The sequence below is a fragment of the Pseudomonas sp. CMR5c genome (assembly GCF_003850545.1).
In the GTDB taxonomy this organism is placed as follows: domain Bacteria; phylum Pseudomonadota; class Gammaproteobacteria; order Pseudomonadales; family Pseudomonadaceae; genus Aquipseudomonas; species Aquipseudomonas piscis.
Map to the genome: position 1 here is coordinate 2,464,470 of NZ_CP027705.1, position 13,392 is coordinate 2,477,861.

11 protein-coding genes are annotated in these 13,392 nt (G+C 63.4%); 4 read left to right on the forward strand and 7 right to left on the reverse strand.

The window, feature by feature from the left end:
- Positions 1-9: 9 nt before the first annotated feature.
- From C4K40_RS11555 to C4K40_RS11570, 4 genes are all read right to left on the reverse strand, one after another.
- Positions 10-669: an amino acid ABC transporter permease gene (locus C4K40_RS11555; protein WP_022643710.1), complete on the reverse strand. Its 660-nt coding sequence runs from the start codon at positions 667-669 to the stop codon at positions 10-12.
- 9 nt (positions 670-678) lie between these two features.
- Positions 679-1,326, reverse strand: coding sequence for an amino acid ABC transporter permease (locus tag C4K40_RS11560; protein ID WP_053136417.1), 648 nt, complete (start codon positions 1,324-1,326; stop codon positions 679-681).
- A gap of 63 nt (positions 1,327-1,389) precedes the next feature.
- A complete protein-coding gene (locus tag C4K40_RS11565; RefSeq protein WP_053136413.1) occupies positions 1,390-2,178 on the reverse strand; it encodes an ABC transporter substrate-binding protein in 789 nt (262 codons plus the stop codon).
- 208 nt (positions 2,179-2,386) lie between these two features.
- The gene (locus tag C4K40_RS11570) at positions 2,387-5,434 is read right to left on the reverse strand and encodes an aminotransferase class III-fold pyridoxal phosphate-dependent enzyme (RefSeq protein WP_053136410.1); all 3,048 of its coding nucleotides are present in this window, start codon (positions 5,432-5,434) and stop codon (positions 2,387-2,389) included.
- 139 nt (positions 5,435-5,573) lie between these two features.
- Between C4K40_RS11570 and C4K40_RS11575 the strand changes: the two genes are divergently transcribed.
- From C4K40_RS11575 to C4K40_RS11590, 4 genes are all read left to right on the forward strand, one after another.
- The gene (locus C4K40_RS11575) at positions 5,574-6,014 is read left to right on the forward strand and encodes an Lrp/AsnC family transcriptional regulator (protein WP_022643714.1); all 441 of its coding nucleotides are present in this window, start codon (positions 5,574-5,576) and stop codon (positions 6,012-6,014) included.
- Positions 6,015-6,191: 177 nt separating this feature from the next.
- Complete coding sequence (locus C4K40_RS11580) at positions 6,192-6,698, forward strand: sigma-70 family RNA polymerase sigma factor (RefSeq protein WP_022643715.1); 507 nt, start codon at positions 6,192-6,194, stop codon at positions 6,696-6,698.
- Positions 6,695-7,660, forward strand: a complete 966-nt coding sequence (locus C4K40_RS11585; protein ID WP_053136408.1) for a FecR domain-containing protein — start codon at positions 6,695-6,697, stop codon at positions 7,658-7,660. Before C4K40_RS11580 ends, C4K40_RS11585 begins: the two co-directional genes overlap by 4 nt.
- A 97-nt stretch (positions 7,661-7,757) precedes the next feature.
- On the forward strand, positions 7,758-10,592 hold the full coding sequence (locus C4K40_RS11590; RefSeq protein WP_053136405.1) for a TonB-dependent receptor: 2,835 nt from the start codon (positions 7,758-7,760) through the stop codon (positions 10,590-10,592).
- A gap of 83 nt (positions 10,593-10,675) precedes the next feature.
- On the opposite strand, the gene C4K40_RS31540 is transcribed toward C4K40_RS11590, so the two are convergent.
- The 3 genes from C4K40_RS31540 to C4K40_RS11605 form a co-directional block, all read right to left on the reverse strand.
- On the reverse strand, positions 10,676-11,170 hold the full coding sequence (locus C4K40_RS31540; RefSeq protein ID WP_053136402.1) for an OsmC family protein: 495 nt from the start codon (positions 11,168-11,170) through the stop codon (positions 10,676-10,678).
- Positions 11,171-11,399: 229 nt separating this feature from the next.
- Complete coding sequence (locus C4K40_RS11600) at positions 11,400-11,873, reverse strand: Rrf2 family transcriptional regulator (RefSeq protein WP_053136398.1); 474 nt, start codon at positions 11,871-11,873, stop codon at positions 11,400-11,402.
- A gap of 181 nt (positions 11,874-12,054) precedes the next feature.
- Entirely contained in the window at positions 12,055-12,921 is an 867-nt protein-coding gene (locus C4K40_RS11605) for an oxidoreductase (protein WP_053136395.1), read from the reverse strand.
- Positions 12,922-13,392: the final 471 nt, after the last annotated feature.

Genomic DNA, 13,392 nt, shown 5'->3' on the forward strand with positions numbered 1-13,392 from the left:
TTTCTGTGGTCATCGAGACATCTCTACCCGGGTTTCAAGAAGGTGCAGGCCGGCTTCCAGAACAAGATTGACGGCGTAATAGATCACCGCGACGGCCAGATAGAATTCGAACGGACTGTAGGTTTCGCTCACCGCGCGCTGGGCGCTGTAGACCAGCTCGGCAATGCCGATGATGGACACCAGGGAGGTGTCCTTGAGCAGCACGATCAGGTTGTTGCCAAGAGGAGCGATGGTGCTGCGCAAGGCTTGCGGAACGATGATGTAGCGCTGGGTCTGGCTGCGGCTCAGGCCGATGGAGCGCGCGCCTTCGACCTGGCCCGGATCCACCGACAGTACGCCGGCCCGGATCACGTCGGCGTTGTAGACAGCGAAGTGCAGGCTCAGGCCGATGATCCCGGCCATCAATGCCGGGATGTCGATCCCCACTTGCACCAGGCCGTAGTAGATGAGGTACAGCTGCAGCAGCAGCGGGGTGCCCATGAGCAGCCAGGTCATGAAGCGTATGGGCAGCGACACCAGCCTTGGGGTATAGAGCACGATCAGGGCGAAGGCGATTCCCGCCAGCAGGCTCAAGGCGCTGGAGCTCAGGAACAGGACGACGGTCCACCACAGTCCGGTCGCCAGCAGTTCGGAATAAGGTGTCACGATACTCAGGTCGAGGCTTGGCATTGGAGGGTCTCACTTGGCCGCGAAGCGCTGATCGAGGTGGTCGACCAGCAGCCTCACCGCATAGACCATCACGATGTAAAGCACCGCCGATACCATGAAGATCTCGAAGGGTTTATAGGTCGAGCTGATGAACCGCTGCGCGGTATAGGACAGCTCGACCACGGAGATCGTCGACACCAGTGCCGAGCCCTTGATCAATGCCACGGCATTCACGCCCAGGGGCCTGATCATCAGCTTTGCCGTTTGCGGCAGGGTGATCAGCCAGAGGGTCTGCCCCCTGCTGAAGCCAATGGAGCGAGCCGCTTCCTCCTGGCCGGGATCGACGTTGGCAATAGCGCCTCGAATGGATTCGGCCATGTAGGCCGCGATGTTCAGGCCCAGGCCGAGGACCCCGGCCGAGAACGGCTCCAGCTCCAGGCCGATTTGCGGGCCGCCAAAATAGATGAGGAACAGCTGCACCAGGCAGGGCGTGCCGCGAAACACGCTGATGTAGAGCCTGGCCAGGCAGCGCAGGATGAAGCTGCTGCACAGGCGCGCCGCCACCAGGACGATGGAAACCAGCAAGCCGAGCACCAGTGCCAGCAGCGACACTTGCACCGTGATCCACGCTGCCTCCAGGAAGAACGGCAGCGTGCGTTGGATGAGAGTCAGGTCCATGGGAAGGCTCGGAAAAATCAGGTGGACGGGCTCGACGCCGGGTCGAGCCAGGCGACGAGGGTGTCAGCGAATATCCTTGCCGATCCACTGCATCGAGATCTTTTCGTAGCTGCCATCGGCGAGCATGTTGTCCAGTGCCTTTTGCAGCGCAGCCTTGAGTTCGGGGTTGTTCTTGCGCAGCGCGATGCCCATGCCTTCGATGCCGCCATCGCTGTCCGGGGGCGTGATGATGCGCACTTTCTGCCCGGTTTCCTTGACGGCCACCAGCACTGGGACGCTGTCCATCACGATCGCGTCGATCCGCCCGGCCTCCAGGTCGACCAGCATCTCGGGAAGGCCCTTGTAGGTCTTCACCTTCAGGTTGCCGCGGGCCCTGGCCCATTTGTCGTGGGCATCGCCCAGGGTCACGCCGACCGTTACATCCTTGAGCTGGTCCAGGCTGTGGATCGCCGAGTCATCCTTGACCACTATCGTGCGCCCGGCGTGGTAGTAGGGGCCGGCGAAGTCCACGGCCCTCAGGCGCTCCGGGGTAATGGTCATGGAGGCGATGATGGCGTCGTATTTCCTGGCCAGCAGCCCGGCGATGATCCCGTCGAATGGCGTGGTGATGATGGTCACTTTCACCCCCAGCCGCTCAGCCAGGGCCTCGCTGATGGAGGCGTCGAAGCCGACGATCTGGTTCTGCTCGTTGGCGAAGCTGAAGGGGGAATACTGGCCGCTCATGGCGATGCGGATTTCCCTGGCTTGCTGGATCGTCTGCAGGTCATCGGCCTGGGCGGCAGTGGGACAGAGCAGCGCTGTGGCTGCCACGGTGGATGCGAACAACAGACCCTTGAGCGTTCTGACTAGCATTGGATGGCACCTTTGAAGAATTTTTATTTGTTTTATCGGGCTCTTCACCCAGGCCTCGCAAAAAGCTTTGCACAGGCCACCCTGGAAAGCACCAGGCAAGGTGTTCACTTGCCGGGCACATTGCCGGAATTGGCCGGCACTATGCCGGCGCCGCGTGCAGCCCGCGCCGGCCCATGAGTGCTGTCTTTGCCGTGCCGTTGCTGGCGGCTTATTGCAGCGCCGCCCGGAAGCTGTCGTCCAGGACCTCCAGCAGGAAGTCGGCGTTCTTCTGGCTGAAGATCATCGACGGGCGCATTTTCAGCACGTTGTCGTAGGGGCCTTCGGTGCCGATCAGGATGCCGCGCTCCCGGGCGCCATCGGCGACCTTCCGGGCCAGCTCGGTGGCGGGGCACTTGCTCTTGCGATCGGTCACCAGTTCGATCCCCAGGAACAGCCCCAGCCCGCGCACATCGCCAATGGCCTCGTAGCGTTGTTGCAGCCGGCCAAAGCCTGCGAGCAGGTAATTGCCGATGGTCAGGGCGTTGAGCTTCAGGTTGTCGCGCTCGATCACCTCCAGCACGCTGAGCCCCACGGCGCACGAGACCGGGCTGCCGGCGAAGGTGTTGAAGTACTCCATGCCGTTGTCGAAGCTGTCGGCCAGCTCCCGCGTGGTGACCACCGCCGACAGCGGATGGCCGTTGCCGATGGGCTTGCCCATGGACACCGCATCGGGGACCACCCCCTGGGTCTCGAAGGCCCACCAGTGGCTGCCCACTCGGCCAAAACCGACCTGGACTTCGTCGGCCAGGCACAGGCCGCCTGCGGCGCGAACCATGGCATAGACCTCCTGCAAGTAGTTTTCCGGGAAGAACAGCTGCCCGGCGACACTGGGAATGGACTCTGCGAGAAAGAACGCCGGCGCGCGCCCCTGCTTGCGCATGCTCTGGATCTGGTCGGCCACGCTCTGTGCGAAGCGCTGGCCCAGTTCCTCGAACGGCCAGTCGTCGGCGGCGCGGTAGGCATCCGGGACGCTGGCCTCGAACACGTGTGCCGCGCGGCCCTTGCCGGCCTTGCGCTTGTACTTGTAGGGGCTGAGGTCGATCAGCTCCTGGGTCGTCCCGTGGTAGGCCCAGTCCAGCACGATGGCTTCGTCGCGCCCGGTGTGATTGCGCGCCATGCGCAGCATCAGGCTGTTGGCTTCGCTGCCCGAGCAACCGAAGGAGGCGACCGTCAGCCCTTCGGGCAAAGTGGCGGTGAGCCGCTCTGCATACTCCACGATAGTGTCGTGCAGGTAGCGGGTGTTGGTGTTCAGCCGCGCTGCCTGGCGCGTCAGCGCTTGCACCACGTCCGGGTGGCTGTGGCCCAGGTGGCAGACGTTGTTGAAGCAGTCCAGGTAGGCCCGGCCGAAGTTATCGATCAGCCAGACTCCGTCGCCACGCACGAACTTGATCGGGTCCGAATAGGAAATCGACAGGTTGGGCAGCAGTAGCTCCTTGCGCCTGGCCACGATCTGGGCCTTGCTCCGGCCTTCCTGGCTGTAGGTTTCCGCGGGGATGCCGGCCAGCTCCGAGGCGTCGGGGAACAGGTCGGCCCACACATCCAGATAGGCCCGCTCGCCAACGCCGATGAACTCGCTGGCTTGCAGCTGGGTGTCGGTGGACATCTGCAGGTGCAGGTGGGGCAGCCAGCCGCCGTTTTCCGTGTCCGCGCCCATGTAGCCCAGCAGTGCGCCGGCATCCAGGTGATCGCCGGGCTTCAGGCGCTCCAGGGCTTCGTGGGCCAGGTGGCCCCACAGGGTCAGGAAGGGCGGGCAGCCCTGCGGCGTGTGCTCGAGCATGATCAAGCCGCCATAGCCAAGGGGTTCGGATTCGACCTCGACGCTGCGCACCACGCCGGCCACCGGGGTGTACAGCGGGGTACCTGCGGGCATGATCAGGTCCACGCCGAGGTGGATGATCCGGCGTTGCCCTTCGATGAAGCGCGAGACGAATGCCACGTCGGTGTAGATGGTCCGTTCTTCGCCCCAGGGGCCGATGCCGAGAGGGACTTTGTGCCGGGCAGAGAAATCGTTCCACCACTGGGTCGCCTCCGCCGGACGTTGGGCGGCCGAGGCGATCGTCATCGCATGGGAGGCGTCCGCGAACGGCACTATGACCTTGTTCAGGGTCGCTGCCGCTGGCCGCACGATATCCGCGAACGACTTGCGGTTGTCCATGACCCAGCGGCGCACCTCGCCGGCGCCCTCCATGGCGTCATGGCCACAAGCCTTGCGCAGGATCGCCGTCGCCAGTCGCGGGTGCATGCGATCCAGCCTTTCCAGCAGGCGCCAGGCCGGGGCTTCGCTGATCGCCAGGTAGGGGTTGTCCTGGGCCTGCTCTTGCCGCGATGCCGACAAGGTGACGCTGATGACCAGGCGCATGGCGATCAGGTTGAACAGCACATCCAGCTCTTGCGGTTGCAGGGGGAAGCGCTCGTGGAAGCCGGCAGTGAGGGCTGCGGCCGCGCCTATCGGGTCTTCCATGTCGAGGATGGCGTAGGCGCAGGCGATGGCGACTTCGGCGATGAGCACCGTATGCAGCGCATCGCCAAAGTCGATGATGCCCGCGACCTGCTGGTGGTTCTGTGGGTCGACGAGGATGTTCCAGTCGTTGCCGTCGTTGTGGATGACCTGGGTGCGCAAGCGTGCGAGCTTCGGCTGCACCGTACTTTGGAAAGCATCGATGAAGCGCTCGAGGATGGCTCTTTTGCCGGGGTCCTTGATGAAGTGCAGGCGTGACCTGGCGCGTGCGGCGTGGCGCAGGTCCCAGTCCAGATCGCGGACCGCGCCCGGATGCATGAAGCCTTGCAGTGCGCGATCCAGGTTGCCGAACGCCTGGCCCAGGCTGCGCATCAGCCCGGGCGTGCGCTTGACCTCGGCCAGGGGCGTGCCGTGCAGCCAGCTGACCAGGCGGACCGCATGGGTCTCGCCGGAAGGGGCCAGCGCAGAGGCGAGGAAGTCGCCTGCAAGGCTGGTCTTGAGCTGGGGTACGGCAAGTTCGGGATCACTGCTGGCGAGGTGGTCGAGGATGGCGGTCTGCAGCTCGCTTTCGGTGCGCGGCTCGCTGGAGTTGACCACTTTCAGGATCCATCCCGCGTCGGTGCCCGTCTGCAAGCGGAAGTTGCAGTCACGTTCGCTAGCCAGGGGCGTGGCCGTGCCGGTGACATTGAACAACTGCTCGGCCAGCTTTTCGACGGCGCTGCTGGAGAACTGCGGGGCGGGGTGGCGAAGGTCGGTCATGGCGGCGGTTTTCCAAGCTGTTTTTTTCAGTTAGCTTGGCATGCGCGGCCTGGGCGGGCAGTAGGTATGCGGTCGGCCCTGGCCGGCATATTGTCGGAATCGACCGGCACAAAATCGGTAGCGGACTTGAGGAGTTGCAATGCGCGACCTCGATGCAAAAGATCGCGAAATACTCGAAATCCTGTCCAAGGAGGCGCGGATTGCCTTGAAGGCCCTGGCCGCGCGAATCGGCCTTTCAAGAAGCGCTACCAGCGAACGGGTCATCAACCTGGAGCGCAGTGGCGTGATCAGGGGCTACCGGGCCGATATCGGCGAAATCGATGCCCATGTGATTCGCGCCATCTTGCTGGTGAGCCTCAAGCGCACGCCAGCCATGGGTTTGCTCGACGTCCTGGCGCAGCACTCGCAGGTACGCCGGGTCTCCTCGGTCAGTGGCCAGCTCGACCTGGTGATCGAGATCGAGGCGCGAACCATCGATGACCTGAACCGGGTCCGGGATGCCGTCGCGACTCACGAATCGGTCGAGGACATCACCACGGCGGTGGTGCTGCGCCGTGATATCGATCGACAGCCAACCTGACTCTCTGCGCTGGGAAGGTTGCCTGGTGAGTACTGGAAAGTCTTTGCAAGCCAATCTTCTCGCCTGATCCTGTTGCGCATGCTGTGGCTGTCGCCTGGCTGCAATTGCTTGCCATGCTGTACAACCTTCGTGCGGCAATAATAAAATGAGAAGCATTATCATTAATGCGAATCTCTCATGCACAACAACAGCATTGTCTCGCCCGTTGCCCAGTTGTATGTGAACCATCACGGCTGGCTGCGCGGCTGGCTGCACCGGCGCCTGGGGCACAGTGCCGATGCCGAGGACCTGGCCCACGACACCTTCATCCGTGTGCTGCGTTCCCAGGATGATGTGCGTGAGTTGCGCCAGCCCATGGCGTTTCTGGCCACCATCGCCAATGGCCTGCTGATCAATCGCTGGCGCCGCCAGGCGATCGAACGGGCATACCTGGAGGCCCTGGCGGCCCGACCGGAGGGGGAGGAGCCTTCGCCGGAGACACGATTGCTGATGATCGAGACGTTGCTGGAGCTGGATTCGCTGCTGGTGGGGCTGTCGATGCAAGTACGGCAGATCTTCTTCTTGTCCCAGCTCGACGGCCTGACCTACCCGCAGATCGCCGCGCAATTGAGCCTGAGCGTGGCCCAGGTGCAGCGAGCCATGGGCAAGGCCTTCAGTGTCTGCTACGCGAGCCGTTTCGAATGAATGGCATGACCGTCGACCCGCAGGTGCGCGACCGTGCCATCGACTGGCTGGTGCGCTCGCAGTCCGGGCTGATGAGCGTTGGCGAGCAACAGGCCCTGGAGCGCTGGCGGCAGTCCTGCGCCGAGCATGAGCAAGCCTGGCAACGGGTCAGCAGCCTGCCCCTGCTGTTGCAGCCGGGGGCCGGGCTGCTGGCCGACGCCACGGCCCGGCGGACCCTGGAGGCGGCGGGGACCGACCCTCGGCGGCGCCGGCAGTTGCTCAAGTGCCTGCTGGCCTTCGGGCTGCTGGGCGGACTGTCCTGGCAGGGCGCGGACTCTACCCTGGTGCGCTCGGCCCTGGCCACCTATCGCACGGGCGTCGGCGAACGGCGGCGCTGGACCCTGGCCGATGGCAGTGGGCTGTGGCTGAACACCGCCAGTGCGGTCGACCTGCAGTTCGATTCGCTGCGACGCAACGTGCAACTGATCGAGGGCGAACTGGCGCTGGATGTGCGTGCGCAGGCTCCGGCCCTGCGACTGTTGACTCCCGATGCGTTGCTCCATGGCCATGGTGCCCATCTGCTGGTACGCCATGATTCCCTGGGGACCCAGGTCACGGTGCTGCGGGGGCAGGTGCAGGTCGAGGCTCGGCAGCGCCCGGCCTTCCTCAGCCTGGCGGCCGGCTGGCGGGCGCGGGTCGACAGCCGTGGCGTCGGGGTGCCGAGCCCGGTCGATCCGGCGCTGGCCCAGGCCTGGCTACGGGGTATCCTGCCGGCCGAGCGCATGCGCCTGGACCAGGTGCTGGCCGAGCTGGCGCGCTATCGGCCGGGCGTGCTGCGTTGCAGCGAAGCGGTGGAGGCCCTGCGGGTGACCGGCAGTTTCCAGTTGGACGACACCGATGCGGCCCTGGCGCTGATCGCCCAGACGCTGCCGGTGCGCATCGAGCGCCGGACCCGCTACTGGGTGACTGTGGTGCCGGTCTGAAAATATTTTTTCTTTTGCGCGCAGTTTTTGTCGAGCTCGCGGGGCCTCTAGGTATTACCCACCGGGACAGGTGGGTGCCAACCCCTAGGAGCCTTGCATGACATCCCCCGCCCGTGCCTTGCGCACCCGCACATTTGCCCTGCTATTTCTCAGTTTGCAGCCATTGGGCAGCGAGCTGGCGTTTGCCGTCGGCGAGCGCCAGTACCAGATCGATGCCGGCCCGCTGGACCAGGTCCTGGCGCGTTTCGGGGCGCAGGCGGGCATCAGCATGGCGGGCAATGCCTTGCTCACCGCCGGCAAGACCAGCCGGGGCCTGCATGGCGAGTTCAGTGCCGAGCACGGCTTGAGCCAGTTGCTGGAGGGCACCGGCCTGGGTTATCAGCGCCAGCCTGACGGTGGTTATGCCTTGCGCTTGCGCCAGGAGTCGGTAGCCCTGCCGGTGCAGAAGGTCAAGGGCGAGAACCCCGACCAGGAAGAGGTATATCGGGCACCGCGCTCGTCGGTGTACATCTCCAGTGAAGACATGCAGCGCTTCGGCGTGGTTTCGGTGGGCGACATGCTCAAAGGCCAGCCGGGTGTACAAGTGGGTGACAGCCGCAATGGCGGTGGCCTGGACGTGAACATCCGCGGCATCCAGGGCCAGAGCCGGGTGGCGGTGACAGTGGATGGTTCGCAGCAGGCGCTGGATGTCTATCGCGGCTACGCCGGCACCCAGCAGCGCAGCTACATCGATCCCGACCTGATCAGCGACATTGCCATCGACAAGGGCCCGAGCCTGACCTCCAGCGCCATCGGCGGTACGGTGAAGATGCGCACCATCGGCGTCGACGACATCCTGCGCGAGGGCAAGGATGTCGGCCTGCGCTTGAAGGGCGACCTGTGGAACAACGGCGTTGCGCCAGCCTCGCGCGATGGTTATTCCAAGACCCAGGACCTGTACTCCGAGCCGCACCAGAGCCGTGGTGGCCTGTTCGGTTCCGAAGCTGAAGCCGGTAGCGCCGCGTTCGCCTATCGCCATGACCTGTTCGACGTAGTGGCCGCCTATGCCAAGCGCAACCAGGGCAACTACTTCGCCGGCAAGAAGGGCCAGGACCGCTACCGCGTGTATAACCGCTATGGCGATGAGGAGAGCAGCGTGGCCAAGACCTACAACGCCGGCGAGGAGGTGCTCAACTCCTCGTCACGGACCGAGTCGTTCCTGCTCAAGACCACCCTGCGCCCGGCGGACGGCCACACCTTCGAGCTGGGCTATCGCCGCTACGACGGGCGCATTGGCGAAATCATGCCTTCGGACATCTTCCGTTTCGGCACCGGCGGCATCTACCAGTATCCGTTGGGCCAGACCAAGATCGACACCTATACCGCGCGCTACAACTACCTGCCCGACAACAACCCCTTGGTGGACCTGACCGCCGGCCTGTGGATGACCGATGCACAGACCAGCCAGTTGACCTCTGTGGCTGCCCCGGCATCCCAGTCCTATCGCTCGGACCGCAGCTGGAGCCGCCAGGCCGACCAGCGCATCGGTGGCGACTTGAACAACAGCTCACGGTTCAAGACCGACTACGGCGACTTGAAACTGGACCTGGGCGGTTCGTTCCAGATCGAGGACCTCAAGCCACAGAAAGGCGTAGCCACCACCCAGCACGACATCAACGCCAACCGCATGCTGCGCGAAGGTTCGCGGCAGGAGTTCAGCCTCAACGGCAAGCTGGAATACAAGCCCGTGGAGAGCCTTACCCTGTGGGGTGGCGGACGCTACACCTACTACCGCACCAAGGATGAAATTCCCCGGGCCAGCGCCCGCCGCGAGGAGCTCGAGCACAAGTACGTGATGGTTTCCAAGCCCGGCAACTACGGCTACCTGATGTGGTTCCCCGACCAGAGCGGCCAGTACACCGATGCCACCGATCCGCGGTTGAACAACGGTACGGTGTTCACCAATACCAACTTCCCATTCGAAGGCACGCCCTACAACCAGTATGGTGCCACCAGCACCAGCGTCTATGGCGCCCAGGTGGGGGAGGTGGTCACCGGCTACGACTACTCCGGTAAGGATCGCAATAGCGGCAGCGCCTTCGCCCCGGCCTTCGGGGTGAACCTGGAGGTGGCGCCCGATACCTTCATCTATGCCTCCTACACCCAGGGCATGCGCATGCCGTCGCTGTTCGAGACCAGCCAGGGAGTGCTGCAGACCATGCCGGGCAAGAACCTCAAGCCCGAGCGCTCGAGCAACTGGGAAATCGGCGCCAGCACCCTGCACAAGGACCTGCTGGTGGATGGCGACTCGGCCGCGATCAAGGTCGCCTACTTCAACAACACCATCAAGAACTACATCACTCGCTACTACGACCCGAGCCCGGGCCTGTGGGGCCTGATGCGGTTCAGCAACACCGACAGCTTCAAGACCAGCGGCCTGGAGCTGCAGACCCGCTATGACGCCGGCCGGGTGTTCGCCGACCTGTCGTCCACCTACTACCTGAAGACCGAAACCTGCGACTCGCAATTCGCCGCCACGTTGCGTGCCACCGCCAACCCCTACCAGAAAACCGCTGACACCCCGAACTGTACCCCGGGCAGCTTCATGGGTTCCTACACCAATACCCAGAACCCGCCACGGTTCGCCGGCAACCTGACCACCGGCTTGCGTTTCTTCGATCAGAGCCTGACCCTCGGCACCCGCATCACCTATACCTCGGGGCCGACGGTCACCGCCGATAAGCCCTGGCAGACTGGCGCCACCACCCCGCAGTTGAACTACCGGGAAGTGGCCCTGGTGGATCTGTTCCTCAACTATCAGTTGCAGGATCACACCAGTTTCAATGTCTCGTTGCAGAACCTCACCGATCGCTACTACCTCGACCCGCTGGCGCAAAGCTTCATGCCCGCGCCGGGACGCACGCTGCGGGTGGGGATGCAAACGAAGTTCTAAGGACGGGCAAGGAGCGCGTCGGCGTGAGCCGATGCGCTCCTTGGGATGGTGAACGAGCCGGAGCAGCTCACTCGACGCGGGGGCTAGAAGGCGATTTCAACGGGCGTCCGGTTCCGGAACAGGTCCATGACCGGGCAAGAGTGGTCAACGCTTTCCTTGAGGGCCATGAGCTCCTCTCTACTCGCCGTGCTATCGAACTTGACCGTCCCGCGTATGCCGGTGAAGCCGGGGCGGGTTTCATCATCGACCGCGAAGAACCCCCTGAGATCGAGTGTTCCTTCAAGGGTGACGCTGACTTCCTTGAGCGGTATCCCCAGGGCGGCGGCATGCAGGTGGTAGCTGATTTCCTGGCAGGTCGCCAGGGAGGCGAGGGCGATCTCCACGGGGTTGGGCCCCTTGTTCGTTCCCCCCAGGTTTTGCGGTTCATCGACATCCAGGACGAACTCGCGGATTTTCACCTGACGATGCAGCGCACCGTCGCCGCTGCTGGTCACCGAGAAGGTCGCCATGGCCTTGCCCGGGTTGGCCCGGAAAAAATTCTGGCTCGAGAGAAAGAGTGATTGCAGATGTTCGGACATGCACAGTTCCTTTGTGTTCTCAGGTTCGCGAGCTGGGTTTTTAGCTGTTGCACAAATGTTGTGCAACCCCGTTGCCGAAGCGAAGCCGGGACAAACAGGCGCAGTGCACGCGCTTGCGGGCTGTCTTCTGGTGTATCGCCAGGGGTATCCGATCAGGGCCCTGAGAACTTGTGCCTGCGGGAGCGATTGGGTCTTTATCCGGGCGGCCATGGTCTCGCCAGGTCGCCTGTCAGGTGGCGCGATCGCTACAGGTCTTGGACGGATCAGGCCGCGCCTGGTCGATCGCGTCGATTTCGCCGAGGGCCTCAGCCAATGTCTGCTGCCCGAGCCGTTGCAATACCGTCTCATCGATATCATGTGCGAGCCGGGTGAAGTAGCTGTCGAAATTCCAGCTCACCAGGCACTGGGTGGGATAGTCGCACCGCGCCTTGAATATCGATTTTCCCGAGATCGCAGCCTGCAGGATATCGCGCAGGGAAATCTCCTCGGCCGGCCGGTTCAACCGTGAACCGCCATGTTGGCCCATCGTCGAGCTGATGAGTCCACCTTGTGTCAACGGCACGAGCATCTGCCGCAAGAAGCTCGGATTGGTGCCAAGGCTGGTGGCAAGATCGCTGGACGTGACCCGGGTAATCCCCATCCGCTCGGCCTGGGCGAGTGACAGCATGATTTGCAGCGAGCTGGAAAAGCGAAGATCAATCATGGGGCGGGCCGTGACGAAAACGACATTCTATTGCAACGCTGCAGTAACTCTCCATAGATGGGAAACCTCCATGCACTGGCCGCAGGACGCCGCTGTGGAGTTCCCCCTCGTTCGCTCAAGAAGAAGGGGGAGCCGAATTTCGCCAGGGCTTGAACCTGGATACAGCAGCAGGTTGCAGGCTCTAGATAGCCTGCTTTTTGATGGCATCAGCCGAACGGCTCACGACCTCCCAGGTATCGATGGTCTTGTCGAGTTGCTCGATCTTGCCACGTGCCAGTTCGAGGGTATCGCTGCCCAGGAGCAGGCGCAGTGGAGGGTTATCGGCCTGGACTGCCTTGAAGATCGCCGCTGCGATGCGCGCCGGGTCGCCGGGCGCGGTATCGCCAGCTTGCTGAATGTAGTTGACGGTTTCTTCTTTCATTGCGCGGTAGTCCTCATTGGTTGCCGAGGCTGCAAAGCTTGCGAGGGGGGCGTCGCTGATACCGGTAGGGAAAGCACCGGGTGCTGCGATCAGGACTTTGATTCCCAGTGGCGCCACTTCTTGCGCCAGCGCTTCGGACAGGCCCTCGACGGCGAACTTCGAGGCCGAGTAGAAACCGGTCGTGGCGAAACCTGCGATCCCGGCTTTCGAGGAGATATTGACGATGGTGCCCGAGCGACGTGCCCGCATGCCCGGAAGCACCGCGCGCGTCATCGCGGTCAGACCCCAGACATTGGTATTGAACAATGCGCGTGCGCCGGCAATGTCGCCGTCTTCGATCATCCCGAAGAGGATGGTGCCGGCATTGTTCACCAGCACGTCGATTCGCCCGAAGCGCTCGATCGCCGCGGCCACGCCGGCGTCGATGTCGGCTGGGCGTGTCACTTCGAGCGTGAGTGCCAGTACTTGGTCCTCGCCGAATTGACTGACCAGGTGCTGTAGCCATGCGCTATCGCGCGCGGTGACTACCGCACGATGGCCCCGTGACAACACATGGCGCGCGAGCGCTTCGCCCAGCCCCGATGAAGCCCCGGTGATGAACCAGACGCGAGCATCTGTATCGGTCATTGCAAATCTCCTTAAGCCGCTGGTGATATCGGTCACGGCAGTTGCGATTGGTCTTGCCGGCTCGATGCCGGCGTTCGAGCAATAGGCGCTTGCGATCCTGGGTTCACCGCGACGCTACCCGGGCCTGCCGGATGGGTGATGCGCCCATCCTCCGAACTTGCGGTGACTACAGAGGCACTTGCGGATACTGCAGTTTTTATTCTTGCAGATGATTCGAACCATCTGCAATAGTTTTAAGTGCATATGGTCGCGAGCAGAAAACTCGCCTCTTCAGGGGAGGGGGAGCGTTGGTTAGGGGGCGGGCAGCGCAGCCTTCTACCTGATCATTCATCGGCCCTGGGCGAAGCGCAGAACCCATCGCCTGCTAGACCAGGGGCTGGTACCAAGACAGGAGGCCACTGGACTGCCAAGTGACAGGGCGCGCCGGATCATGGGTGCCTGGAGTCGTTGTCGATCCTGGTCGCTACCGAT